22 protein-coding genes and 1 tRNA gene are annotated in these 25,293 nt (G+C 35.7%); 15 read left to right on the forward strand and 8 right to left on the reverse strand.

Annotation, left to right across the window (positions count from 1 at the left end; genetic code table 11):
• The first annotated feature begins 19 nt into the window (after window positions 1–19).
• The 11 genes from H560_RS0107290 to H560_RS0107335 all read left to right on the forward strand — a co-directional run bounded on the left by H560_RS0107290 (window position 20) and on the right by H560_RS0107335 (window position 11,493).
• On the forward strand, window positions 20–574 hold the full coding sequence (locus H560_RS0107290) for a TlpA family protein disulfide reductase (RefSeq protein WP_027379429.1): 555 nt from the start codon (window positions 20–22) through the stop codon (window positions 572–574).
• Window positions 575–589: 15 nt separating this feature from the next.
• On the forward strand, window positions 590–1,561 hold the full coding sequence (locus H560_RS0107295) for an iron ABC transporter permease (RefSeq protein WP_027379430.1): 972 nt from the start codon (window positions 590–592) through the stop codon (window positions 1,559–1,561).
• A gap of 243 nt (window positions 1,562–1,804) precedes the next feature.
• The gene (locus H560_RS0107300) at window positions 1,805–2,728 is read left to right on the forward strand and encodes an ABC transporter ATP-binding protein (RefSeq protein WP_027379431.1); all 924 of its coding nucleotides are present in this window, start codon (window positions 1,805–1,807) and stop codon (window positions 2,726–2,728) included.
• 163 nt (window positions 2,729–2,891) lie between these two features.
• Window positions 2,892–3,341, forward strand: coding sequence for a MarR family winged helix-turn-helix transcriptional regulator (locus tag H560_RS0107305; RefSeq protein WP_027379432.1), 450 nt, complete (start codon window positions 2,892–2,894; stop codon window positions 3,339–3,341).
• Window positions 3,342–3,354: 13 nt separating this feature from the next.
• Entirely contained in the window at window positions 3,355–5,748 is a 2,394-nt protein-coding gene (locus H560_RS0107310; protein WP_027379433.1) for a 3-hydroxyacyl-CoA dehydrogenase/enoyl-CoA hydratase family protein, read from the forward strand.
• 85 nt (window positions 5,749–5,833) lie between these two features.
• The gene (tnpA, locus tag H560_RS0107315) at window positions 5,834–6,298 is read left to right on the forward strand and encodes an IS200/IS605 family transposase (RefSeq protein ID WP_027379434.1); all 465 of its coding nucleotides are present in this window, start codon (window positions 5,834–5,836) and stop codon (window positions 6,296–6,298) included.
• A 93-nt stretch (window positions 6,299–6,391) separates the two neighbouring features.
• Window positions 6,392–7,570 (forward strand): thiolase family protein, encoded by a 1,179-nt coding sequence (locus tag H560_RS0107320; RefSeq protein WP_027379435.1) that lies wholly within the window; start codon window positions 6,392–6,394, stop codon window positions 7,568–7,570.
• Window positions 7,571–7,589: 19 nt separating this feature from the next.
• Entirely contained in the window at window positions 7,590–9,377 is a 1,788-nt protein-coding gene (locus H560_RS0107325; protein ID WP_027379436.1) for an acyl-CoA dehydrogenase family protein, read from the forward strand.
• Between the two features lie 512 nt (window positions 9,378–9,889).
• Window positions 9,890–10,096 carry a hypothetical protein gene (locus H560_RS22940; RefSeq protein ID WP_155844976.1) on the forward strand — a complete coding sequence of 69 codons (207 nt, stop codon included), beginning with the start codon at window positions 9,890–9,892 and terminating at the stop codon, window positions 10,094–10,096.
• Window positions 10,086–10,943: a GLPGLI family protein gene (locus tag H560_RS22315; RefSeq protein WP_081413939.1), complete on the forward strand. Its 858-nt coding sequence runs from the start codon at window positions 10,086–10,088 to the stop codon at window positions 10,941–10,943. Before H560_RS22940 ends, H560_RS22315 begins: the two co-directional genes overlap by 11 nt.
• 103 nt (window positions 10,944–11,046) lie before the next feature.
• On the forward strand, window positions 11,047–11,493 hold the full coding sequence (locus H560_RS0107335) for a phosphohydrolase (RefSeq protein ID WP_027379437.1): 447 nt from the start codon (window positions 11,047–11,049) through the stop codon (window positions 11,491–11,493).
• Here the strand turns inward: H560_RS0107335 and H560_RS0107340 are convergent.
• Window positions 11,490–12,206 (reverse strand): DUF2490 domain-containing protein, encoded by a 717-nt coding sequence (locus H560_RS0107340; protein ID WP_027379438.1) that lies wholly within the window; start codon window positions 12,204–12,206, stop codon window positions 11,490–11,492. The genes H560_RS0107335 and H560_RS0107340 overlap by 4 nt on opposite strands.
• 77 nt (window positions 12,207–12,283) lie before the next feature.
• Window positions 12,284–14,095 (reverse strand): TonB-dependent receptor plug domain-containing protein, encoded by a 1,812-nt coding sequence (locus H560_RS0107345; RefSeq protein ID WP_027379439.1) that lies wholly within the window; start codon window positions 14,093–14,095, stop codon window positions 12,284–12,286.
• A gap of 560 nt (window positions 14,096–14,655) precedes the next feature.
• Between H560_RS0107345 and uvrA the strand changes: the two genes are divergently transcribed.
• Complete coding sequence (gene uvrA, locus H560_RS0107350; protein WP_027379440.1) at window positions 14,656–17,448, forward strand: excinuclease ABC subunit UvrA; 2,793 nt, start codon at window positions 14,656–14,658, stop codon at window positions 17,446–17,448.
• Between the two features lie 66 nt (window positions 17,449–17,514).
• Here uvrA and H560_RS0107355 read toward each other — a convergent pair whose 3' ends face one another.
• Window positions 17,515–18,153 (reverse strand): NAD(P)-dependent oxidoreductase, encoded by a 639-nt coding sequence (locus H560_RS0107355; RefSeq protein WP_027379441.1) that lies wholly within the window; start codon window positions 18,151–18,153, stop codon window positions 17,515–17,517.
• Between the two features lie 531 nt (window positions 18,154–18,684).
• On the opposite strand from H560_RS0107355, the gene H560_RS0107360 reads away from it, so the two are divergent.
• Window positions 18,685–18,756 (forward strand) — tRNA-Arg (locus H560_RS0107360).
• A 72-nt stretch (window positions 18,757–18,828) separates the two neighbouring features.
• Here H560_RS0107360 and H560_RS0107365 read toward each other — a convergent pair.
• Both H560_RS0107365 and H560_RS0107370 read right to left on the reverse strand, forming a co-directional pair.
• Entirely contained in the window at window positions 18,829–19,743 is a 915-nt protein-coding gene (locus H560_RS0107365) for a helix-turn-helix domain-containing protein (protein WP_027379442.1), read from the reverse strand.
• 98 nt (window positions 19,744–19,841) lie between these two features.
• Window positions 19,842–20,639: an SDR family oxidoreductase gene (locus H560_RS0107370; protein WP_027379443.1), complete on the reverse strand. Its 798-nt coding sequence runs from the start codon at window positions 20,637–20,639 to the stop codon at window positions 19,842–19,844.
• A 152-nt stretch (window positions 20,640–20,791) separates the two neighbouring features.
• On the opposite strand from H560_RS0107370, the gene H560_RS0107380 reads away from it, so the two are divergent.
• The gene (locus tag H560_RS0107380) at window positions 20,792–21,190 is read left to right on the forward strand and encodes a VOC family protein (RefSeq protein WP_027379444.1); all 399 of its coding nucleotides are present in this window, start codon (window positions 20,792–20,794) and stop codon (window positions 21,188–21,190) included.
• Window positions 21,191–21,606: 416 nt separating this feature from the next.
• On the opposite strand, the gene H560_RS0107385 is transcribed toward H560_RS0107380, so the two are convergent.
• The 3 genes from H560_RS0107385 to H560_RS0107400 all read right to left on the reverse strand — a co-directional run bounded on the left by H560_RS0107385 (window position 21,607) and on the right by H560_RS0107400 (window position 24,032).
• On the reverse strand, window positions 21,607–22,107 hold the full coding sequence (locus tag H560_RS0107385; RefSeq protein ID WP_027379445.1) for an endonuclease V: 501 nt from the start codon (window positions 22,105–22,107) through the stop codon (window positions 21,607–21,609).
• Window positions 22,107–22,919 carry a GNAT family N-acetyltransferase gene (locus H560_RS23680; protein ID WP_316929358.1) on the reverse strand — a complete coding sequence of 271 codons (813 nt, stop codon included), beginning with the start codon at window positions 22,917–22,919 and terminating at the stop codon, window positions 22,107–22,109. Before H560_RS23680 ends, H560_RS0107385 begins: the two co-directional genes overlap by 1 nt.
• A gap of 66 nt (window positions 22,920–22,985) precedes the next feature.
• Window positions 22,986–24,032 (reverse strand): M28 family metallopeptidase, encoded by a 1,047-nt coding sequence (locus H560_RS0107400; RefSeq protein WP_027379446.1) that lies wholly within the window; start codon window positions 24,030–24,032, stop codon window positions 22,986–22,988.
• Between the two features lie 89 nt (window positions 24,033–24,121).
• Between H560_RS0107400 and H560_RS0107405 the strand changes: the two genes are divergently transcribed.
• The gene (locus H560_RS0107405; RefSeq protein ID WP_027379447.1) at window positions 24,122–25,261 is read left to right on the forward strand and encodes an aminotransferase class I/II-fold pyridoxal phosphate-dependent enzyme; all 1,140 of its coding nucleotides are present in this window, start codon (window positions 24,122–24,124) and stop codon (window positions 25,259–25,261) included.
• The last annotated feature ends 32 nt before the right edge of the window (window positions 25,262–25,293 follow it).

Consider the following 25,293-nt stretch of genomic DNA (forward strand, 5'->3'; position numbering starts at 1 on the left):
AAATAGATAAAAAATAATTATGAAGAAGATAATTTTATCCACGCTTATTTTGTTTGCCCTGGCAAGCTGTAAAAAAGAAAGTCAGAAAGCTGATGAAGTAGTAAATGCTGCAGATTCTGCTTCAGTTTCAGAACCGGCTGCTCCTGCAGTTGCCTTAAAAACAATCACTCCTGCGCAGACATCTGAGTTTTTGGGTAAAAAAAATGATACATTATATGTCACTAATTTTTTTGCAACGTGGTGTGGACCTTGTGTAAAAGAAATACCACATTTTAAGAAAAAAATTGAGGAATTTCAAGGAAAACCGGTAAAAATTACTTTTGTAAGCTTAGATCAAAAGGAGGTCTGGAACTCCGAAGTACCTCGTTTTACGTCAGAACAGGGCATTCAGGATCATACTCTTCTTCTGGACGGACAGCTTTTGGATGGTAATTTTTTCAAGAATAACTTTAAGCAATGGGACGGCGGTGCAATTCCTTTTACCTTCATGAGAAAAGGGGATAAAACCGATGAGACTTTAGGGATGATCAATGAAGAGCAGCTGAACGAGAAAATGAAGTCTCTTTTACAATAAGCTTATAGACTTTTTATGTCAGATAAGTTTAAAATCCTGTGTTTGCTATTATTGGTCGCTATTATTTTAACCGCGGTCTTTAATCTGAACACAGGATTTTTAAGTTTAGGTTTTCAGGATTTTTTTCAGGCTTCGCCCAACAGCCTGATAGCAGAAATCAGGATCAACCGTGTTTTGGTAATGATTTTGGCAGGAATTTCCATTCCTACTTCAGGATTTCTGATGCAGGAATATTTTCAAAATCCTCTTGCCGGGCCGGATATTTTGGGAATTACTTCTGTGGCCAGCCTTTCCGTAGCTTTTTACATTTTCTTTTCTCATGATTTGCTGATCCCGGAATTTCTCCGAAACAGCTTTTTGAGCTTGGCGGCGATTATGGGAAGCTTCGTTTTGATGTTCATCTTATTAGCAATGTCTAATAAATTTCAGGATAAATCTTATCTGATTATTTTCGGGTTTCTGGTTTCGGCATTTGCAGGAGCTGTGGTTTCTTTGTTGCAGTTTTATGCAGAAAATCAAAGCTTAAAAAATTATATTTTATGGTCATTTGGGGCTAATAATATGGTGACAAGAAATCAGGTTTATGTTTTATCTGTATTAGTTTTAATAGGTATCATCATCTGCTTTAAAACAATAAAACCTCTGATTGGAAACTCATTGGGAACTTCTTACGCTCAAAGTCTGGGTGTCAATCTGAATCAGTTAAAAATTTTGATCATTGCTGCCTCTTCCCTGCTTTCTGCTTCTATCACGGCATTTTTAGGCCCTATTTTATTTGTAGGAATCATAGTTCCGCACTTTTGCAGGCTGATTTATAATCCCTCAAAATTGTGGCAGCAATGGATTTTGAATATGCTTTTAGGAATGCTGATTATGCTGCTGTTTTCAATAGTTGCAGAGAAAACTCAGATTCCTTTGAATGTGATCAGCTCCATATTTGGAATTCCTGTGATATTGATGATGCTTTTGAAACAGAATAAGGTTTGAAATGAAATGTGAATAAGTGAATTGTGAATTTTATATTCTCTCGCAAACTTTGCTGATGGCGCAGATGTTTGAAAATATTTTTAAATTTAATATAAAGTTTTATCCGCAGTTTGTCATTCCGTGGGAATCTAAGCTAATTTTGTAGAGATGTTTTCAACATGATAAATAAATGTAGTTTAATTTTATAATTAGTATAGAATAAAATCTGTGAAAATCTGTGAAATCCGTGGTTAAATAAAAAGTATGCACCTACAAATCAATCAAGCCAATATAGGTTATAGTAACATCCTAATTTCAAATGCAAATACTTATTTGGATTTAGGAGAAGTATGCCTGTTAATCGGTAACAACGGTGTCGGGAAAACAACTTTAATCAAATCCATTTTACATCAGGTTCCGGTTTTAAATGGAGAAATTTCTATTAATCAAAAAGATGTTAAAACCCTCTCCGTTAAAGAAATTGCAGAAAATATAGCGGTAGTTTTTTCGAAATCGGTCATTCCGCAGAATTATACGGTGGAAGATTTAATTTCATTGGGAAAATATATTTACTATCCTTTCTATTTTGAACTTAAAAAAGAGGATAGAGAAGAAGTTGCCCATATTATTGAAGAATTGGATTTGGTTCAATATAAAAATACACTTCTCAAAAACCTTTCGGATGGTAACCTTCAAAAAGCTTTTATTGGAAGGGCATTAACACAGAACTCTCCTATTATTATCCTTGATGAGCCCACCACTCATCTTGATGAGAAAAATAAAATTATCATTCTGAAAACCCTCAGAAAACTTGCCAGGGAACAAAATAAATTAATCCTTTTTTCTTCTCATGACTGGCGCCTGGCCAAAGAATTTGCAGATAAAATCTGGTATGTGAAAGACAATCACCTGTATTCAGGTATGGTGGAAGATGTTCTGCTGCAGCATGAGGAATTAATTAATCCGTCTTTATTTGAAATCAATGAGAACTTTGTGGCTCCAAGAATTATAGCACCAGATTTTCATAAGGAAATGCTCTATTCTTTGCTTCAAAAAAACTTTCAAAAAGACTTATCTTCATTAAATTTCGAATATAACAACCATTTTTGGGTAATCTCACATGCATCCATGAATCACAAATGCGAATCTTTTGAAGAAATCGTTAATTTCGTGAAAACCATCTATTAAACCCCTTATTTCTTTGATTAATTGATATACTATGCATGCATAGTATTATGCTTGTCATATAATTTAATCCTCTTATTATCAGTTTGTTAACAAATTTTAACTTTAAAAAGTATTATGCATGCATAATATTTACTAAATTTGAGTAAAACCATTTCAACAAAGAATGATGGATAATAAGGACAAAATAGAAAATGTAGATTTAATTCTGAAACAGACCTGGCTGGCTGTTTCAAAAATGTACACAGAACTGGCTCAGGAGCATGATTCTACGGCTGTTCAGGCCCTTACACTTCTTAAAATTGATCCCAAAGAAGGAACAAGAAGTACAAATCTCGGACCCAAAATGGCCATTGAGCCCACCTCTCTTACAAGAATCATTAAGCTTCTTGAAGATAACGGATATATTTATAAGGAAAAAACCACTACCGACAAACGTGAAGTAATCATCAAGCTTACAGATAAGGGTTTGAATTCCAGGAATATGTCTAAAGAAGTTGTAGTTAATTTCAACAAAAGGATCATGGAAAAAATTGCTCCCGAAAAGCTGGAAACGTTTAAGGAAGTGATGAACGAGATCATGAAAATCGCTACAGATTTAAATAACAGAAAATAATAAAATATATAATATGCAAAGAAGAATCAAACACGTTACAGTTCTTGGTTCAGGAATTATGGGAAGCGGTATTGCAGCGCACTTTGCCAATATTGGCGTAGAAGTTTCGTTGTTAGATATTGTTCCTTTTGAGCTTACTGAATCAGAGCAGAAAAAAGGTTTGACCAAAGATGATAAAGCGGTGAGAAACAGAATCGCCTCCGAAAACTTTGAAAAACTGAAAAAAGCAAGTCCGGTTCTACTCTATTCTCCGAAATTCGCGGATAGAATCAAGGTTGGAAATTTTGATGATGATTTACAGAAAATAAAAAATACAGACTGGATTATTGAGGTTGTCGTTGAAAAACTGGATATCAAAAAATCAGTTTATGAAAAAATTGAACAGTTCAGAAAACCGGGAACTTTAATTTCTTCCAATACTTCGGGAATTCCTATTCATCTTTTAACAGAAGGAAGGAGCGATGATTTCAAACATTATTTTGCGGGAACTCACTTTTTTAATCCCGTAAGATATCTCCCTCTTTTGGAAATTATCCCTACAAATGATACGCTTCCGGAAGTGATCGACTTCTATATGAGCTACGGGGCAAAATTCTTAGGAAAAACAACCGTTTTAGCGAAAGATACTCCGGCATTTATTGCAAACAGAATTGGAGTTTTCTCCATGATGGATTTACTTCACAATGTTCAGAAGCTTGGATTAACCGTTTCTGAGGTTGATAAACTGACGGGTCCTGTAATCGGCCGTCCAAAATCTGCGACGTTCAGAACAGCAGATGTAGTTGGTTTGGATACATTAGTGATGGTAGCAAATGGTGTTCGTAACAGCGGTGCCGAAGCGAATGACTTTAACAATGTTTTTGCCCTTCCTGATTATATCCAGAAAATGGTTGATAACAAATGGCTAGGTTCAAAAACTGAGCAGGGTTTCTATAAAAAAGTGAAAAATGCAGAAGGAAAATCTGAAATTCACGGATTAAATCTTGATACATTAGAATATGAGCTTCAAGGTAAATCTTCTTTCCCGACATTAGAATTAACTAAAAATATTGATAAGCCAATTGACAGATTTAAAGTCTTAATTGGTGGAAAAGATAAAGCCGGAGAGCTTTACAGAAAATCTTTGGGAGCATTGTTTGCTTATGTTTCGCATAAAGTTCCTGAAATTTCTGATGAAGTTTACAAAATTGATGATGCCATGAGAGCTGGTTTCGGTTGGGAAAACGGTCCTTTTGAAATCTGGGATGCCGTTGGCGTTCAAAAAGGTGTTGAATTGGCTAAGGATGCCGGTTACGAAGTTTCAGACTGGGTAAAAAATGTGGAGACTTTCTATAAAGTTAATGAAGAAGGACAAAGTATTTATGTTGATAAAAACTCAGGAGCATACAGCAAAATCCCGGGTCAGGAAGCCTTTATTATTTTAGATAATATCAGAAAAAATAAAACGCTTTGGAGTAATTCGGGCGCTGCGATTGAAGATTTAGGTGACGGAATTATCAACTTCGAAATCCGTTCCAAAATGAACTCTTTAGGAGGCGAAGTTCTGGATGGGTTAAACAGAGCGATTGATTTAGCTGAAAAAGAATATGATGGATTAGTGATCGGAAATCAAGGAACTAATTTCTCTGTTGGAGCCAATTTAGCAATGATTTTAATGATGGCTATCGAACAGGATTGGGATGATTTGAATATGGCGATTGCTTATTTCCAAAAATCCATGATGAGAGTTCGTTACTCTTCAATTCCTGTTGTTGTTGCCCCTCACGGAATGACGCTTGGCGGCGGATGCGAGATGACCATGCATGCAGACCGGGTGGTTGCGGCAGCAGAAACGTACATCGGATTGGTTGAAACCGGAGTGGGTGTAATTCCTGGCGGTGGCGGAACGAAAGAATTGACCTTAAGAACTTCAAGAGAATTTCATAACGATGACGTGAAAAATAACAGGCTTCGTGATGCTTTCATGAATATCGCAATGGGTAAAGTGGCAACTTCCGCTTATGAAGCCTACGATATGGGAATTCTTGAGTATGGAAAAGATATTGTTTCTGTTGATAAGAGAAGCCAGATTAAAACAGCTAAAATGCTCGCAAAAAGTTTGGCAGAACACGGTTATACACAACCTATCGAGCAGAAAGTAAAAGTTCTAGGTAAAGATGCTTTGGGAATGTTCTATGTAGGGACCGACCAGATGTTAACCGGAAACTACATCTCTGCCCACGACAAGAAGATTGCCGATAAATTGGCCAACGTAATGGTGGGAGGCAACCTTTCTGAACCAACAGTAGTCACTGAGCAATATTTATTGAATCTTGAGAGAGAAACATTCTTACAGCTTTGCGGAGAAAGAAAAACATTGGAGAGAATTCAGTACATGTTGCAAAACGGAAAACCATTGAGGAATTAATAGAGAGCTCCGTAGGAGCGAACTGTTAATAGCAGAATAATTTCAGAAAGCATTGAGCCTCGTAGAGGCGACCTGATAATAGACTATGGCAAACACATACACCCAAATATATGTTCAAATTGTTTTCGCCGTTAAAGGAAGACAGAATCTGATCTTAAAAGAAAATAGAGATGAATTGCATAAGTTTATTACAGGTATTGTTTCCAATAGAAATCAAAAATTATTCGCTGTTTTTGCAATGCCGGATCATGTGCACATTCTTGTTAGCATGAGTCCAACGGTTTCAATTTCAGATTTGGTAAGAGATATTAAAGCAGGTTCATCAAAATTTATTAATGAAAAAGGATGGATCAATGGAAAATTCAACTGGCAGGAAGGTTATGGAGCATTTTCCTATTCTAAAAGCAGTGTAGATTCTGTTGTAAAATATATCTTAAACCAAGAAGAACATCATAAAAAGAAAACATTTAAAGAAGAATATTTAGATTTTATGTCAAAATTTGAAATTGAGTATGATCCTAAATATCTATTTGAATGGATTGAAGATTAACAGGTCGCTCCTACGGAGCTCCGCAATTCGCAAAACAATAAAACTATGAACAGTTTACCTCTACGAGGCAAAAAAATTTAATTAAATAAAAATATGAAAACAGCATATATAGTAAAGGGTTTCAGAACTGCCGTTGGAAAAGCTCCAAAAGGTAGTTTAAGATTTACAAGACCCGATGTAATGGCGGCAACCGTAATTGAAAAATTAATGGCTGAACTTCCGCAATTAGACAAAAACAGAATCGATGACCTTATCGTAGGAAATGCGATGCCGGAAGCTGAGCAGGGACTGAATGTAGCCCGTCTGATTTCTTTAATGGGTTTAAACACCGATAAAGTTCCCGGCGTTACGGTCAACAGATATTGTGCATCAGGAAGTGAGGCGATTGCCATTGCTTCTGCAAAAATTCAGGCCGGAATGGCTGATTGTATTATCGCAGGGGGTACAGAATCAATGTCTTACATTCCGATGGGCGGTTACAAACCGGTTCCGGAAACGGAAATTGCTAAGACAAACCCGGATTATTATTGGGGAATGGGCTATACTGCCGAAGAGGTTGCCAAACAATATAATATTACCAGAGAAGAACAGGATCAGTTCGCATTTGAATCTCATATGAAGGCTTTAAAAGCGAATCAGGAAGGAAGGTTTGCGAATCAGATCGTTCCGATTCCGGTTGAATATAATTTCCTGGATGAAAACCAGAAAATGCAGACTAAAAAGTTTGATTTCTCAGTGGATGAAGGTCCAAGAGCAGATACTTCTCTGGCTGGATTAGCAAAATTAAGACCTGTTTTTGCTAACGGAGGAAGTGTAACTGCCGGAAACTCTTCTCAGATGAGTGACGGAGCCGCTTTCGTAATGGTAATGAGCGAAGAAATGGTAAAAGAATTAGGACTTCAACCAGAAGCTAGATTAGTTGCTTATGCAGCAGCCGGTCTTGAACCAAGAATCATGGGAATGGGCCCTATTTATGCGATTCCAAAAGCTTTGAAACAGGCAGGATTAGAATTAAAAGATATTGATTTGATTGAATTAAACGAAGCATTTGCATCACAATCTGTTGCCATCAAAAAAGAATTAGGTTTAAATCCTGATATTTTGAACGTAAACGGAGGTGCCATTGCTTTAGGCCACCCTCTCGGATGTACAGGAACTAAACTTACCGTTCAGCTTCTTGACGAAATGAGAAAACGCGGTAACAAATACGGAATGGTTTCTATGTGCGTTGGAACTGGGCAAGGCGCCGCTTCAATTTTCGAATTATTATAACTAAAAAATACAAAAAATAATGACTAAACTTAATAAAACACTAAAAGGAGGTGAGTTTTTAATAAAAGAAATTCAGGCTGATGAAATCTTCTCTTTGGAAGAACTAAGCGAAGAGCAAAAAATGCTTCGCGATTCTGCGAAAGAATTTATAGATAGAGAAGTTATTCCTCATCATGATCGTTTTGAGAAAAAAGATTATGAATTAACGGAAAAAACAATGCGTCAGCTTGGCGAAATGGGACTTTTGGGAATTACCGTTCCTGAAGAATACGGAGGCCTTGGAATGGGATTCGTAAGTACTATGTTGGCTTGTGATTATGTTTCAGGTGGAAATGGTTCATTGGCAACAGCTTATGGAGCGCATACAGGAATCGGAACGCTTCCGACTCTTTTGTATGGTACCGAAGAATTAAAAAAGAAATACCTTCCGGACCTTGCTACAGGAACAAAATTTGGGGCATATTGCTTAACGGAGCCTGATGCTGGTTCTGATGCTAACTCTGGAAAGACAAGAGCAAGACTGTCTGAAGACGGCAAACATTATATCATCAACGGACAAAAAATGTGGATCTCAAACGCAGGTTTTGCAGATACTTTCACTTTGTTTGCAAAAATTGATGATGATAAAAACATTACCGGTTTCGTGATCAACCGTTCAGAATTGGAAGATCCGAACAGTTTAACATTAGGTGAGGAAGAACATAAATTAGGTATCCGCTCCTCTTCTACGCGCCAGGTTTTCTTCAATGATATGAAAATTCCTGTTGAAAATATGCTGGGTGAAAGAAACAACGGGTTCAAAATCGCTTTGAATGCATTAAATGTGGGGAGAATTAAACTTGCTGCCGCAAACCTTGACGGACAAAGAAGAATTTTAAACCACGCCATTCAGTATTCAAATGAGAGAAAGCAGTTTGGTGTTTCTATTTCTACTTTTGGAGCTATCAGAAAAAAGCTTGCAGAGATGGCAACGGGTATTTTCGTGAGTGAAGCTGGCTCTTACCGTTTGGCAAAAAATGTTGAAGATAAGATTGCAGAATTGGTTGCAGGAGGAATGGATCATAAGCAGGCTGAATTAAAAGGTGTTGAAGAATTTGCTGTAGAAGCTTCTATTCTTAAAGTTTTTGTATCGGATCTTACGCAGATTACGGCTGATGAAGGAATACAGATCTATGGTGGAATGGGCTTCTCAGAAGATACTCCAATGGAATCTGCATGGAGAGATGCAAGAATCGGAAGAATCTACGAAGGAACCAACGAAATCAACAGGCTTCTTGCCGTTGGAATGCTGATCAAAAGAGCGATGAAAGGAGAATTAGACTTATTATCTCCGGCAATGGCGATCAGCAAAGAATTGATGGGAATTCCGTCTTTTGAAGTTCCCGATTATTCAGCATTTATGAGTGAAGAAAAAGCAATTATTGCGAATCTTAAGAAAGTTTTCTTAATGGTTTCCGGTGCTGCACTTCAAAAATTCATGATGGATATTGAAAAACAACAGCATTTGTTATTAAACGCTTCTGAAATCCTTAACCAGATCTACATGGCTGAATCTACAGTTTTAAGAGCAGAAAAACATTTCTCTGCTGATTCTGTGGAGGCTGCAATGGCACAGTTAAACCTTTACAAAGCCGTCGAAAAAATCATCGTAGCGGCAAAAGAAGGAATCATCTCTTTCGCGGAAGGTGACGAGCAGAGAATGATGCTTTCCGTACTGAGAAGATTTACAAAATATACAAATCATCCTAATGTAGTGGCGCTTACAGAGAAAGTGGCTGCTCATTACATCAATAAAGGAAATTATTAATATCTCTTATAAATTTGATTTAAATTGATAAACAAAAACGTTTCTTTTTTAGGAACGTTTTTTGTTTTGTGAAAAACACTTTTAAGTGAAGAATTAATTTTATACTTTCGCTTCAGATTTTAACGAAAAAAATATAAAGCATTAGCTTTTCTTGTTCTGGAAAAACTGTCAACTTTCAAGATGTACAAGAATATGCAGTGCTCACGCTTCGGCGTGGGCTATTGTTTATTTGTACATCGGGTATGACAGTACCTCCAGAACAATAGACATAGTTCCACGCTTTTTTTATGCAATAAGTGAAAGGAACATGCAAAATATTTTTTAGCCTGTTCTGTTTTACTTTGCGTATTAAAAGGAAAGCATAGAAAGTTTTAAAAACAGCTAGCTAGGGATTGGAAAATATTTAAAAGGTGGGAATTACCGAAAACCCGCCCCCGAAAGGAAAGTCAAATGATCTCTGTTGATCTTTTTGACAAAATAAGTAGGAACAAATGATATAATAAATTATCAAAATGAAAAAAACATTATTAACACTTTGCTTTTTAGGAACTATTATTGTGTCTGTTTTTCCATTTAGAACTTCTTGTGGACAAGTTGTAAGTGTAAACACACCATCAAGCTATTCTACATCTCAGATACAAAATTATCTTTCTGGCGTGAATACAGCTGTTTGTGGAACTTTTGTACACGCAAGTTCTATACAAATTTATGTTCATTAAATTACCAGCTCACATTTATATAAATGTGAGCATTTATTTATCTATACTAATGAAAAATTTAATAATAATCATCTGTTTTTTATTTTTTAATCACATATTTCCCCAAATTGGTTTCAATGTAGAGTATGAGGCAGATTACAAATTAGAATACAAAATTTATAAAAAAAGAATGGGGGTTCAGGAGACAGGATTTGCATTGCTAATAAATGCAAAAGAATCGTACTTTAAAAATATGGCAAAATATGTAAGTGATTCTTTAAAATATGAAAAAAAAATTATTCCAAGTGGTGATAATTTAAAAGATGCTTTAAATACAATGCAATATTACACTGAATTTACTGAAAATATTGGTATGACCGAAAGTAAAATATACATTACGGCACCTATAGATGATAAAAATTTTAAGTATGAAGAAAACAATGATATTTTCTGGAAAATACTGCCGGAATTTAAGAAAATAGGAAATTATAACTGTCAGAAAGCAATTACAGTAAGATACGGAAGAACATGGATTGCTTATTTTGCAAAAGAAATTCCTTTTCCATTTGGACCTTATAAATTCGGTAAATTACCAGGACTTATCCTTGAAGTCTTTGATTCAGAAAATGATTACCATTATACACTTTATAAATTTGGAAAAAGAAAATATTTTTGTAAATCGGCAAACTTGGAATCCAGAGCACAATCTGTGAAAAAAGAAAAAATTTTTGATTATAAAAGGAAACAGCTTTTGAATATGCTTGGAGATTTCCGATATATTGAAGAACAGGAAATAAGAACCAAAGCAATAAAAAACATGACAGAAAATATGAAAAGCTATAACCCAATCGAATTAAAAATATATTAATTTTCTGATAAGCAGAAGTAAATCTTATTTTGCTAAAATAAATATCGCTAAATGCCCCAATATTTTGTGGCATTTTTTATTTTTGTAATCTACTTTACTTACAATGACAAAAGAAGAACTATTACATAAAGCAATAAAAATTGCAGACAAAGCACACAAAGGTCAAACTGATAAATACCATGCTCCCTACATCGCTCACGTTATGCGTGTGATGGAATACGGAAAAACAATGGACGAAAAGATCGTAGGCGTGTTGCATGATGTGGTGGAAGATCATCCGCTGGAATTCAGCCTAGACTATTTGAGAAGCGAAGGTTTTCCGGAATATATCATTTTTGCAATCAGCTGCCTGACGAAATTTGATCCGGATGAAGATTACGACGATTTCGTAAAAAGAACAGAGCGCTCCCCTCTTGCTGTTGCCGTAAAGCTGAACGACCTTCGTGATAATATGGATCTGAGAAGGGTCAACAGAGAATTAACTCAGAAAGATATTAAAAGGTTCAATAAATATTTGAAGGCTTATCATTATCTGACAGAAAAATATTAATCCGCACCCGGATAATCATACGTTTTCACAGGGTGATTCGTACCATCAATATTAATATTTAAAGCTAAATAAACGAAATGTAAATTTTTATTTCCTGCAGCATCAAATTCTCTCTGCCATAAGTACCCCGTTGCAATTCCGAAGTAATCATCAATCTGATAACCGAATCCTCCATAGACTCTGTTTCTTGCAAACGTAGGTTTCATAGGGCTTACAAAGAAAATTTCGTCGTAAGCATTGGCGAAAACGGTTCCTTTTTTTACTTCTTTGGCATTTAATGGCACACTGATGTTCAGACGGTAACGGTAACGCATCCTTTGGGAAGATTTGTCTGTTTTTGGCTCATAAAACCAGCTTTTTTCAACGCGGAAACGGTTTTCAAATTTTACGATCCCTTTTTTCAGATCAATCACATCCTGAAGCCATACACGGAACTCTTCCCTGCTCAGGCTGTGATTTTTATAGTTGACGTATCTTCCAAGACCTACGAAAGGCTTATGGTTTTTGGTGAGATAATATCCCAACCCACCTTTCGCTTCATAATAGTCGGGATAAGAATATTCTTCATTTCCTCTAAGCTGCCCCTCCGCATAAAGAAAAAATTTAGGATGAAACTTGTAAGTGAGAGTCACTGCATTGAAGCTGGAAATATGCTCCTGTGCTTTGAAAAACGTAATACTTAAAAATAAACTCAGACTTAAAAACAGTTTCATTTTCTTAAAAAATTTTTGCAAATGTAAAGTAATTAACAATTTCGTAATATTAACTTTAATTTACTTTCTATTAACATTTACTTAATATTGATAGTGTACGAAAAACCAAGATGGAACCATCTTTCCGGCATTTTAACTCCAAAGGTTTCTGTATATGAAGTATTTGTTATGTTATTAATTAATATATAAATCGAAAAATCATTTTTCGCGAAACTTATTTTTCCGTCTAGAAGGTTATAGCTTCCCAGATTTACCCTTTCATTGTACCTGTAAATAATTTCATTTGTAAAATTTTTAAGGAATCTAGTCTCTAATTTTGCAATAAACTGGTGTTTTAAATTATCCAGAACATACCTCGACACAAAATCATTAGATGCCTTAAATTCGTTTTCAAGATAAGTATATCCCGCAGAATATTTTAACCATCGTAAAACTCTGTGGTTAAGCTCAATTTCAATTCCTTTTGAATTGATTTCACCCACATTTTGGGCGTACCAGATTGGATCATTTAAGGAGTTTTTGATCCAGTCGATAGAGTTTTTGGAATTTCTCATAAAGCCGCTGACTTTTGCACTTAATCCTTTATTCTGATATTCGTACCCGATTTCTGCTGAAACCGCATTTTCAGGCTGCAGGTCAGGATTTCCCTGCTCTGTTTTGCTTACATAAAAAAGGTCTGTAAAAGTGGGAACCCTCGACACTCTCGAAATATTTCCGTAAACTTTATTGTTTGAATTAAAATTATATCCTACATCCAATCCAGGGTAGAAAAAATTACCTTCCTTGGAGTAATTTGCCCATGAAAAACCGGGACTTACATTTAATTTTTTATCTAATAAAGAAAAATGATGCTCAAAGAATATCTGTGAAACGAAGCGGTTTCTGTCTCCTAAATTATTACTTGCCAGAAATTCTTTTCTCAGTTCTACTCCTACTCCTGTAGTTCCCAGGCTCCATTGATAGCTGGAATTCACTTCTCCTCCCACGTTGTTCCCGATGTGCATATTTCTGTAGATTTCAGGTTTTTGCCTGTTAAATACATACATATCCTGCCCTCTTCGCCAGTAAATATTGGAATGGAACTTTAAATTTCCAAACGACTGCTGATGCGCAACACTTACCACGGAAGCCTGTGTTTCCTCATATTGCTCGGTGGCCTGTGGTGAAGAATAAAAACCGTTTGCCCCGAATTTTTTCTCGGAAAAGCCGGCCTGCAGCCTTATATCACCATCTTTTATGTTTAATTTGCTTTGATAAAAAACATTTCTTATTTCATAGTCGGTATTATGCATATATCCCTGGGAAGCCGATGAATTGGCCTGCAGGGTATTCGAAAATTTTTCATTTCCCAGTTGGGCATTTAATCCCAGTCCATAACTTTCATAGTCGCCGGCTTCGGCATTTATTTTTACTCTTTTTCCGATATGAGTTTTGGTGATTACATTAATAACCCCCGCAAAAGCATTCTGTCCGAATTTTCTCGCACCCGGACCTTTAATAACTTCAATTCTTTCCACATCTTCAAGATCTATCGGCAAGTTCATGGAATTGTGGCCTGTCTGAGAATCATTCATCCTGATACCGTTTAAAAGCAAAAGCACCTGCTCAAAAGAACTCCCGCGAAATCCAAGATCACTCTGCACGCCGTTCGCACCACGTCTTCTGATATCCATACCGGGAATCTGCTGTAAAATCTCATCAATGCTTTTTGCCGGAGAATTTTCTATTTCCTCCCTGGTGATGATGGTGATATTTTGATTGGCTATTTTGTAAGGAATAGAAATAAGTTTCCCTTGAATTTCAATGGTTTCAATATCAGTAGCTTTTTCCTGGGCATGTAAGGAAAACATGGCTGCAAGAAAAAAAACACTTCCTATTTTTTTTATCATATCAGAATTAGTTTCGCGAGTCCAAAAGTACTGGAGTTCGGGAAGACATACAAATGATACTTGTCATAAAAAAAGATGCAGCTGGAGAACTGCATCTTGGGAAGTAATTTCGTTATCTTTTTCTCATTAAATGTGTAACTAGATCTCTGAATAACTTTCTCATTTCTATATTACATATTTATGAATACAATTTTAAATAATTTTAAAATATAAAACAATAGTATTAATTAAAAAAACTTAAAAAATCTTAAAATTTAATATTGGAAATCAATGCTATGCATAGCTTTGAGTATTCATTTGCATTAATTTAATCTTTAAATTCTTGGAATATTGCATCATTAGTAATTCCTCTGTCTAATTATTATAAATCTTTAATTCGTCTTTATAAACCTAATGGGTTTTTAAAACCCGTTAGGTTTTGAGCCAATAAAAATGCATTAACTTAGTCCCATTCGTTGAAAAAAGTATAATATATATAGAGAGTTCATATTAAACTTCTGTTAAACTAAATCATAAAAAATACACTGAAAATTCGTATTTTTGTTGGTCTCAATTTTACTATGGCTAATATTACAGATATAGATATAAAAAAGCAGATTTTCGTTAAGAATGCACACCTTAACAATCTGAAACATATTGATGTTCTTATCCCTAAAAACAAGTTAATTGTCATTACCGGAGTTTCCGGAAGCGGAAAATCTTCACTGGCTTTTGACACTATTTATGCGGAAGGACAAAGAAGATATGTGGAGAGCTTAAGCTCTTACGCAAGACAGTTTTTGGGGAAACTGGAAAAACCCAAAGTAGATGACATCAAAGGTTTAGCGCCTTCTATTGCCATCCAGCAGAAGGTAATCTCTTCCAACCCAAGATCTACCGTAGGAACTTCTACGGAAATTTATGATTATATGAAGCTTCTTTTTGCAAGAATCGGGAAGACATTTTCCCCGGTTTCTGGTGAAGAAGTGAAGAAAGATTCGGTTTCTGATGTAGTGGATTTTATTAAATCTTCGAAAAAAGAAGCATCCTTTTTACTGACAGCCCCTTTGGAATATGACATCGATAATTTTGGTGAAAATTTAAATGTTCTGAAACTGGCAGGTTTTACAAGACTTGAAATCAATGGAAATGTTGCGGGTATTGAAGATCTTGAAAGCTTTGGTTTCACTCCGGAAAAAGGAATGGAAATCAATCTTGTGATCGACCGGTTTTCTTATGAGGAGGATGAAAGCTTCCTGCAGCGTCTGGCGGATTCTATCCAGATGGCTTTTTATGAAGGCCGTGGATACTGTTCGCTTAAAAATATGGAAATAGGAAAAGTAAAAGAATTTTCAAACAAATTCGAGCTTGACGGGATAGAGTTTTTGGAACCTAACGTTCATTTTTTCAGCTTTAACAATCCTTATGGAGCCTGCCCAACCTGCGAAGGCTACGGAAAAGTAATCGGAATTGATGAAGATCTTGTGGTTCCGAACAAGACACTTTCCATTTTTGAAGATGCCATAGTTTCATGGAGAGGTGAAAGCATGAGCGAATGGAAGAAAGATTTCATTAAAAAAGCAAAGGATTTCCCTATTCATAAGCCTTATCATCAATTAACCAAAGAACAGAAAAGTTATCTATGGAAAGGCGATGGCAAAAGTACATTCCCCTCAATTAATAATTTCTTCAGGATGCTTGAAGAAAATTTATATAAAATCCAGTATCGTGTCATGCTGTCCCGTTACCGAGGAAAAACGCTTTGCCCTACCTGCGAAGGCCTTAGGCTGCGGGAAGAAACGAGCTGGGTGAAAATAGACGGACATAATATCCAATCAATGATAGAGCTTCCTCTGGATGAGCTTTTTCCATTGATTAAAAGTTTAAAGCTCTCTGAGCACGACCAGGAAGTAGCAAAAAGATTATTATATGAAATTACTACCCGCCTTGAATTTTTATTAAAGGTAGGATTAGGATATTTAACGTTAAACAGAACTTCCAACACTCTTTCAGGTGGTGAAAGTCAGAGAATTAACCTTGCAACAAGTCTGGGAAGTTCTTTGGTGGGATCTATTTATATATTGGATGAACCATCCATCGGGCTTCACTCAAGAGATACCGAAAATTTAATTGAAGTATTAAAAAATCTTCGTGATCTGGGAAATACGGTAATCGTTGTGGAACACGATGAAGATGTAATGAAGGCTGCAGATTATATCATTGATATTGGTCCGGAAGCAGGTTACCTTGGTGGTGAGCTGGTTTTTGCCGGTGATTATAAAGAACTGAAAAATGCCGATACATTAACCTCGAAATATCTTACAGGAAGGCTGGAAATAGAAGTTCCTTCAAAACGCAGAAAAGCGAAAGAATGGATCAATATAAAAGGTGCCCGGCAGAATAATCTCAAAAACATTGATGTAGATGTACCATTGGAAAGCCTAGTGGTAATTTCGGGAGTTTCCGGAAGCGGTAAGTCGACTTTAATGAAAGAAATCCTTACGAATGACATCCAAATCCAGTTAGGAATGGGCGGGAAAAAGGGTGATTACTATTCTGTTGAATTTCCTAAAAAGCTGATCAAGCATATTGAATTAATTGATCAAAATCCTATCGGTAAATCATCCCGTTCGAATCCGGTAACTTACCTGAAAGCGTATGACGATATCCGTGACCTTTTTGCTAAACAAAAAGTAGCGAAAATGATGGGCTATAAGCCTAAACATTTCTCATTCAATGTAGATGGCGGAAGATGTGATGAATGTAAAGGTGAAGGAGTAATCAACGTTTCTATGCAGTTTATGGCAGATATTGAGCTGGAATGTGAGGTTTGTAAAGGAACCCGCTTCAAAAGTGAAATTCTGGACGTAAAGTATGACGAGAAAAATATTTCTGATATTCTTCACATGACTGTGGATGAATCTTTAGAGTTTTTTAAAGATAATAATGAAGAAAAAATTGTAACGAAATTACGGCCTTTACAGGATGTCGGATTGGGTTACCTTCAGCTTGGGCAGAGCTCTTCTACCCTTTCCGGTGGTGAAGCGCAGCGTGTGAAGCTGGCTTCGTTCCTTGTAAAAGGGGTGACAACTGATAAAACGCTATTTATTTTCGATGAACCTTCTACGGGATTACATTTCCATGATATTCAGAAATTATTGAAATCATTGCAGGCATTGATAGATCTGGGCCATTCCGTAATCGTGATTGAGCATCAGCCGGATATTATAAAATGTGCAGATTATATTATCGATATCGGTCCCGAAGCCGGAAAACACGGTGGTGAAGTAGTTTTTACCGGAACACCGGAAGATTTAACGAAGAATAAAAAATCTCACACAGCAAAATATATCAAAGAAAAGCTGGAGAATTAAAAATAAGAAGAGAGTCATATTTTTGACTCTCTTTTTTAATTGAAATACTAAACCTTAAAGGTTTGATTAAATAGTATTATACAAAAACGGACTTTGTTTAATAAAAGTCTCATCATTAATCTGAGCAATGAGAAATTTAGCCAGATCTGTTGCGGAAATATTTTCGCCTTTGCAGTCTTCTAAGCTGGTTTCTGTCGGAAAACTTTCTGAGGTCAAATTAATTAACGGAAGTCTAACTAAAGTCCAGTCTAGGCTGCTTTCTGCAAGAAGTTCGTATTCTTTTTGCTTGTCCGCAGTGGTTTCGGGATAGTTCTGATGCATCCAGTCGGTAGCCATTTTCACTTTTTCATTTTTATTGTCGAAGGGTGTGTTCACGCTCAAACCTGTGGTGACGATATAGCGTTTAACTTCATGAGAATTCATAGCTTTGATGATGTTTTCCGCGGCATCGCTGAAAATTGATTTCTCACCTTTCGGCTGTCCCAGAGTACTTATCACAAGACTGCAGTCTTTAATTAAGTTATTTACGGATTCATAATTTCTTGCATCGCCTTTTGTAATTTCAATTAATGGATTTTTGATCGTAAAATTGTCAGGATTTCTCAGCAGCAATTTAATGGAATAATTATTATCTAAAAGCTGTTGAACAAGATATTTTCCTGATTTTCCTGTTCCGCCAATTATGGCTATTGTATTTGTTTTCATAGGATTTCTCTTTATGTTGATAGCAAATGAGCAGCCTGCTGACTTTTGCTATTTTTTTGTTTAAAATAAAAGATTTTTGGGTCCAGAATTTGAACCTTAGTTTTCAGCACTAGAATGATGCTGATGATGGGTAATATTTATAAAGAGATTTTGATGAGATAAAGTTAAAAACTTTTTTTGTTATTAAAGTACTTTTTTAGTCAATTTTTCAGTCATTAAAATTATCCACAAAAAAATGTGGATAACATGTGAATTTAACATTTAGTTCATTGTTTATAAGAAAATTTATTCTTACATTTACTATGAAATAAAACTGAAGTGGAAACATATTTTGCTTTTTTCAGCTTTGAAATCGCAATTAAATTTATAAAAATTTAAGCACAGCATTGTCGGCTGTGCTTTTTTATTGTTGTCTAATTAAAAAAATGAGATGTTTTATCTACTGAACTCGCTTCTAAAGAGCGGGTTCTTTCATCTCTTACTCCTAGCTATTGATTTTTTTCAGATTAATTAATAACTTTATCATAATAAGGCCTCATAGTTCAATGGATAGAATAGAAGTTTCCTAAACTTTAGATCCAGGTTCGATTCCTGGTGAGGCTACAAACTGTAAATGGTCAATTGTTATTTGAGAATTTAATGCATTTTAATTCACAATTGAAGTTACCATTCCCCTTAATTAAAGGATTGCTTATACCTCAAAGGCGTCATATCAGTTTTCTTTTTGAATAGTTTATTGAAAGATTGTGAATGCTCAAATCCCAGCTGATAAGCCACCTCCGAAACAGAAAAACTTGTTGTGGTAAGATATTCCTTTGCCTTTTCTATCAGCTTTTCGTGGATGTGCTGCTGTGCATTTTGTCCTGTGAGACTTCGCAGCATGTCGCTTAGATAGTGTGGCGAAAGATTTAGTTTTGAAGCTAAAAATTCTACAGTGGGAAGCCCTTTCGTTAAAGTTTCCTGCTGATTAAAATAATCTTCCAGAAGATGTTCCATTTTAGAAAGAAGATTGTTGTTAACTACCTTTCTGGTGATGAACTGCCTTTTGTAAAAGCGGTTACTGTAGTTCAGCAAAACTTCAATGTATGAAATAATTACATCCTGGCTTATTTCATCAATTGCTGTGTTCAGCTCATCGTTAATATTATTCAATAAACTCACCATTAAGGTTTTTTCTTTATCGGATAAATGCAAGGCTTCATTTGTATCATAAGAAAAGAACCCGTATTTCTTAATATTTTTCGCCAGAGGATAGTTGCATAAAAAATCCGGATGAATGAATAAAGTATATCCATGATATTCTGTATCTCCTTCTGTAAACAACACCTGATTGGGTGATGTAAACATCATACCGCCTTCATTAAAATCATAATGTCCCTGCCCGTATCCCATTTTTCCATTTTCAGAAAACTTATAGGAAATTTTATAGAAGCCAAGGGTAAATCTTCTGTCGAGATATGATTTGTCGACGCTCATCTTCGTATTATCTACAATGCTGATCAATGGATGAAGCGGTTTTGCTACATTCAAAATCTGGTGAAGCTCCGAAATAGAAGAAATTTTTAAAAGAGAATGGTCTTTCTTTTCCATAATTTAAAGATACGAATTAAGTTTGAGGGTTTTTGAGCTATGGAAATATAGAGTTACAGAAACTCAAAAGAACGCTAATGCTCTCAAACCCTCAGATATTAAATAAACTGTTTCCCGAACTGCTCTCTAAATGATTCCGCACCCATTTCCAAACGTTGCGCATACAAAGCTTTTGCATCTTCCCCGGCAACATATCTCAATTGTTTTTTGCCGTCTGTTGCTGCTTCATACACCACTTCTGCAATGGTTTCAGGTTCAGAAGCGCCTTCCATCATGGCTTCTGTGTTAGAAAACATGGTATCTACCATTTTTTGATATTCAGGTTTTGTTCCCATATCGAGAGAACGGCTGATAAAATCAGTTTTTATTCCGCCCGGAGACACGGTTTTTACATCAATCCCGAAAGTATTCAGTTCATACGCAAGACTTTCGCTCCATCCTTCCAGTGCCCATTTTGTAGCGTGGTAAGTGGAACCCAACGGGAAAGCAATTAATCCGCCGATTGAAGTAGTAGTAATAAACATCCCGCTTTTCTTCTCCCTGAAATAAGGAATAAATTCTTTCGTAACACGTATTACTCCTAATAAATTAGTGTCCAGCTGCTTTAGAATCTGATCGTCATTCAATGCTTCCAGCGGACCAATAAGCCCATATCCTGCATTATTGAAAACCAAATCGATATCACTGATTTCCAATGCTCTTTTTACCGTAGACTGTATTTGCTCTAAATTAGTGACGTCTAATGGTAGAAGGGTAACATTATCCAATTGTGTCAATTCTGTTTCGGCTTCCGGATTTCTCATAGTTGCGATGACATTCCATCCTCTGCTCTGAAATAATTTTGCTGTTGTTTTTCCTAGTCCTGTTGAGGCTCCTGTGATGAAAATTGTTTTCATTTTTTTGTTTGTTTTAAATTACATGACAAAGGTGCGGAGTTGGGCAAAGACTAAAGTTGCCAAAATGGATATTGATGTAGCCAAAATGAAATTGAAGATGTATTGATAAAGATTCGTATCTTTAAGTTATTAACCAAATTAAATTTATTACTATGAAAACCAGTCAGATATGGGCCAATTTCGCAGTTGCAGAACTGGAACGGACAACAAATTTTTATACAGCTTTAGGCTTTGCATCAAATAACTCAATGAACTCGGATGAGCTCACAAGCTTCTCTTTTGGTGAAAATAAATTCATCATTAATTTCTTTCTGAAAAATGGCATTGAAAAAAACACAAAATCCAAATTTTCTGATACCGAAAACGGTAATGAGATTATTCTGAGTTTATCAGCCGATAGCAAGGAACAAGTTGATGAATGGGTAGAAGCTGTAAAAAATGCAGGCGGAAAGGTAGTTGCAGAACCATATAAAATTGGGGAAGGATATACCTTCGTTTTTTCGGATCCGGACGGGCACAAATTTAATGTACTTTACTGGCCGGGAATGTAACCATAAAAACCGACAAATATGGCTTGCCGGTTTAAAAACAAAAATTGATATGGATATGATTAGATATCTTTTTTTCTAATGCTGACACAAATTTATATTTATTTAGAATTAATAAAAATAATAAACTTATGACATTTGTCACTTTTTAAAGAATAATTTAGTAAAAACCTCCCTACCTTTTAACGTTGAGAAAATATTCTATTGAAAAAAGAAATGTGTAAATTACTATTAATATACAGTTTACAATAAGAAAGGGTAATTTGTTTTTTGGATGCTTATTAATGAAATAAAAATTAATGTAAAGTAAAATGAAACTCGCAGGAAGAGAGTTGTAAAGATATTCTTCTTGAAATACCAAAAACAGTATTCCAAAAATTATGCACAGGCCGATTATAAACGCCGGATGTATTTTCAACTTAAATTCGTGTTAACTGATCAAGTTTTTTCAATAAAGTAGGAATTCTAAAATCACCATGCATCTGCTCGATTTTTGGCTTTATTTCATCCACGTCAGTGCCCATCGCCGTAAGATACAGCGGTGTTGTACTTTGACCTCTGAGAATTGTTCTTCTTCGGGAATCCGGTGCATTAAATCCGTTTTTTGCAATGCCGATGACAGGATATTGCTGACCTAATGCTTCATACAGGTAGCCGCCCAACCCTATTTTGCCATCATTATCCAGAGTCACATATCCATCCACGACAATAATGTCACCTTCTTTAAGCTCAATTTTATTTAATAAACTTAAAATGCAGGGAAGTTCCCTTTTGTAGAAAGCACCGCTCTCATAATCTGATGTAATGCTTGTTTTCTCGCTAAAAATATAGGTTTCGGATGATGATTCCCAGTCTTCAAAAGCAATGCAGATTGTATTGGCATACTCATCAAAATAATACGTGTCAAATGCGTATATCATCACAATTTATTTGTTAAAAACTCTCCAAAATGCCATAGAACTCCGGCCGGATCATGTACGAAACACTCTTTTCCCCAATCCATTATCCTGATGGGGCTCAGTTTTGTAGTTTTATATTTTTCAGTGAAATTTAAATCTGCCAGTTCGCGGTAAACTTCATCAGTATTTTCTACCTCTATGAAAAGCATTGTATTCTCAATCCACTCTTTCACATACGCATCCTGAAGATAAAATGAGATTTCTTGGCGTTTAAATAATGATAATTTAGGATCAAGAACCACTTCTTCAAAGCCGAGATCCCTGTAAAAATTTCTGCTTTCTTCAAAATTTTCCGAACCAATAAACGGGCGAATAGATTTTATATTATTTTTCATGATAATTTGTTTCCAGTTTTGGTAGGGCATTTCAAATTTTATTTCACCTTTTCCATGCGTCCCGATTTCTTTCCAGCCGGATTTTCGGTAAAAGTTTTCTGCCCGGGTGTGCGGTGATGTTCCGAGCCACACATTTTCATGGGTCTGCCCGAAATACCATTTCAGCATTACGTCATGGAGTTTTTTTCCAATCCCCTGCCCTTCGAAATCAGGATGAAGGAATAAGGCCCAGATGTTATTTTCCTTTAAATCTGCAATTGAAAAGCCTACAATTTTGTCTTTGATTTCACATACCCAGCCTTTTCCTCTTTCAAAAAGAAATTCTTCGCAATCCTTGTCTGTTACGAGATTGGGATCAGACAGTATATTTTCTTTTACAGAATTTCTTACAATCTGTATCTGAGGGATATCTTTAAGCTGAGCTTCACGGATGATCATATAAATTTAGATTAAAATATAAGGCAAACCGTTATTGATTTGCCTTATGGTTATTTATATTTAAAATTATTTTTTATCAACAACAATTCTTTCCGGCCTGTTGGCCAGTTCCCATGCCGTTGCGAAAACCAGCTGTGTTCTTTTTGCCAACAATGGATAGTCAATTTTTTCAACATCATCTGTCGGTTTGTGGTAATCTTCATGAATTCCATCGAAGAAAAAAGCAACCGGGATATTATTTTTTGCAAAATTATAGTGGTCTGACCTGTAATAGAGTCTTTGAGGATCGTTTGGATCGTCGTATTTATAATTTAGTTCAAGATTATTTGTCTTTTTGTTGGCTTCTTCATTGATTACTTTCAACTGAGAGCTCAGCATTTCAGAACCAATCACATATACATATTGTTTTCCCCTGTTTTCAGGGTCATCACGGCCGATCATGTCTATATTTAAGTCAGCAACCGTATTAGCCAGCGGGAAAACCGGGTTATCCGTATAAAATTCAGACCCGAACAGGCCATGTTCCTCTCCGGTTACATGAAGAAATAAAATAGATCTTTTTGGGCCTTTTCCAGCTTTTTTAGCGCTTTGGAAGGCTTTAGCAATCTCCATTACGGCCACAGTTCCGCTTCCGTCATCATCGGCTCCGTTGTAAACTACTCCTTTTTGGGTTCCTACATGGTCATAATGTGCTGAAACCACAATAATTTCTTCAGGTTTTTCAATTCCTTCAATAAAAGCTAAAATATTTTCGGAATCAGGAAGACCGCTTCCTCCTCTCTGCTTCATATAATCGGCAGGAACCTTTTGATAATAAGATCCAAGAGATTTTGGAAAACCGATTCCAAGGCTTTTATAATAATTAACCATATATTCTCCAGCCTTTTTCTGGCCCGGACTTCCGGTATCTCTCCCTCCCATTTCATCAGAAGCAATAACATATAAGTTTTTCTTTAAATCATCAGCTTTAATCTCCTTATAGGCAGAAAGAAACGCATTATCACCTTTTACATTTGATGAAGTTTGTGTACCGGCAGTATCTGTGGCATTTTTTGCCGTTCCACAGCTTACCAGCACTGCAATTGAAAATAGAGGAATAATTAGTTTTCTCATTATAAAATTAATTTGCTTAAAAATAACAAAATTTATTTAATCTTCATCAGATTGCTATTTTTCTTATATTTGAATTAAATGCAACAGGGATGGAAAATATTTATGGATTTAATCATTACTCGTTCTTCACGGATATGTCTGAGCTGGCCACAAAAAACAACAGCTTCGACCTTTCTCTGGGACTCCCTGATTTTGAAATCGATGAAAGGCTCAGGACATTTCTGAAAGAGTCAGCAGATCTTAATACACATAATTATGAACCACTTGCAGGCAATCCATTACTGATAGAAAATGTTATTGCGTTTAATCATCAAAGAAAAAACAGCATTCACCTTAAAGAAAACGAAGTTACGGTAGTTCCATGTGCAACCTTTGCTTTATATACCTCTCTTAAATCCATTTTAAATCAGGGAGATGAAGTAATTATAATACAGCCTTCTTATTATACTTACGGGCCATCTGTTTTCTTAAATGGCGGAATTCCTGTATATTATGATCTTGATAATGATTTCGCAATAAATTGGGAAAAGCTTCAAAATTGTATTTCTGAAAAAACAAGAGCAATCATCGTAAATTCTCCTCAGAATCCAACCGGAAAAATATGGTCAAAAGACGATTGGAATCAACTTTACGAATTAATCAAAGACCGGGAAATTTATCTGATCTCTGAAGAAATCTATGACACTTATTGTTATGATAGGATTGAGCATTACAGCTCATTTCTTCACCCGGAGTTAAGGAAAAGAACATTCTGTATATTCTCGTTCGGGAAAATGTTTCATACCACCGGCTGGAAAGTAGGATACCTGCTGGCTCCTGAAGATCTGACGGCCAGGTTCCGTTGTCATCAGCAATATATATCATACAGTGCCAATTCTCCGTGTCAGTACGCTATTGCAAAATATCTGGAAGTTTTTGATCCTTTAAAGAATCAAACTTTTATGCAGAACAAAAGAGATATTTTTAATGAATTGATCAGGCAAACCCCTTTTTCCATTGAAAAGGAAGCAGAAGGCGCCGTTTTTCAAATTGCAAATTTTAGAAATATTTCAAAGACAATGACTGATGTAGAATTCTCAAAATGGCTTACCATCGAGAAAAAAGTGTCCTGTCTTCCGCTTTCTGCCTTTTATAATTCGAAACAGAATTCTGATTACGTACGTTTTAGTTTTGCTAAAAATGATGATTTGATTATTGATGCTTTAGAACATTTGAGAAAAAATCTTTGAAGTCATTGCGAGGAGTATGGCAACGAAAATCT

This window comes from Chryseobacterium daeguense DSM 19388 (assembly GCF_000430825.1).
GTDB lineage: Bacteria > Bacteroidota > Bacteroidia > Flavobacteriales > Weeksellaceae > Chryseobacterium > Chryseobacterium daeguense.

Excerpts from the sequence above, each read along its gene's own strand:
- H560_RS0107290 (WP_027379429.1), top strand. The coding sequence starts at position 20 with ATGAAGAAGATAATTTTATCCACGCTTATTTTGTTTGCCCTGGCAAGC.
- H560_RS0107295 (WP_027379430.1), top strand. The coding sequence starts at position 590 with ATGTCAGATAAGTTTAAAATCCTGTGTTTGCTATTATTGGTCGCTATT.
- H560_RS0107300 (WP_027379431.1), top strand. The coding sequence starts at position 1,805 with ATGCACCTACAAATCAATCAAGCCAATATAGGTTATAGTAACATCCTA.
- H560_RS0107305 (WP_027379432.1), top strand. The coding sequence starts at position 2,892 with ATGATGGATAATAAGGACAAAATAGAAAATGTAGATTTAATTCTGAAA.
- H560_RS0107310 (WP_027379433.1), top strand. The coding sequence starts at position 3,355 with ATGCAAAGAAGAATCAAACACGTTACAGTTCTTGGTTCAGGAATTATG.
- tnpA (WP_027379434.1), top strand. The coding sequence starts at position 5,834 with ATGGCAAACACATACACCCAAATATATGTTCAAATTGTTTTCGCCGTT.
- H560_RS0107320 (WP_027379435.1), top strand. The coding sequence starts at position 6,392 with ATGAAAACAGCATATATAGTAAAGGGTTTCAGAACTGCCGTTGGAAAA.
- H560_RS0107325 (WP_027379436.1), top strand. The coding sequence starts at position 7,590 with ATGACTAAACTTAATAAAACACTAAAAGGAGGTGAGTTTTTAATAAAA.
- H560_RS22940 (WP_155844976.1), top strand. The coding sequence starts at position 9,890 with ATGAAAAAAACATTATTAACACTTTGCTTTTTAGGAACTATTATTGTG.
- H560_RS22315 (WP_081413939.1), top strand. The coding sequence starts at position 10,086 with ATGTTCATTAAATTACCAGCTCACATTTATATAAATGTGAGCATTTAT.
- H560_RS0107335 (WP_027379437.1), top strand. The coding sequence starts at position 11,047 with ATGACAAAAGAAGAACTATTACATAAAGCAATAAAAATTGCAGACAAA.
- H560_RS0107340 (WP_027379438.1), bottom strand. The coding sequence starts at position 12,206 with ATGAAACTGTTTTTAAGTCTGAGTTTATTTTTAAGTATTACGTTTTTC.
- H560_RS0107345 (WP_027379439.1), bottom strand. The coding sequence starts at position 14,095 with ATGATAAAAAAAATAGGAAGTGTTTTTTTTCTTGCAGCCATGTTTTCC.
- uvrA (WP_027379440.1), top strand. The coding sequence starts at position 14,656 with ATGGCTAATATTACAGATATAGATATAAAAAAGCAGATTTTCGTTAAG.
- H560_RS0107355 (WP_027379441.1), bottom strand. The coding sequence starts at position 18,153 with ATGAAAACAAATACAATAGCCATAATTGGCGGAACAGGAAAATCAGGA.
- H560_RS0107365 (WP_027379442.1), bottom strand. The coding sequence starts at position 19,743 with ATGGAAAAGAAAGACCATTCTCTTTTAAAAATTTCTTCTATTTCGGAG.
- H560_RS0107370 (WP_027379443.1), bottom strand. The coding sequence starts at position 20,639 with ATGAAAACAATTTTCATCACAGGAGCCTCAACAGGACTAGGAAAAACA.
- H560_RS0107380 (WP_027379444.1), top strand. The coding sequence starts at position 20,792 with ATGAAAACCAGTCAGATATGGGCCAATTTCGCAGTTGCAGAACTGGAA.
- H560_RS0107385 (WP_027379445.1), bottom strand. The coding sequence starts at position 22,107 with ATGATATACGCATTTGACACGTATTATTTTGATGAGTATGCCAATACA.
- H560_RS23680 (WP_316929358.1), bottom strand. The coding sequence starts at position 22,919 with ATGATCATCCGTGAAGCTCAGCTTAAAGATATCCCTCAGATACAGATT.
- H560_RS0107400 (WP_027379446.1), bottom strand. The coding sequence starts at position 24,032 with ATGAGAAAACTAATTATTCCTCTATTTTCAATTGCAGTGCTGGTAAGC.
- H560_RS0107405 (WP_027379447.1), top strand. The coding sequence starts at position 24,122 with ATGGAAAATATTTATGGATTTAATCATTACTCGTTCTTCACGGATATG.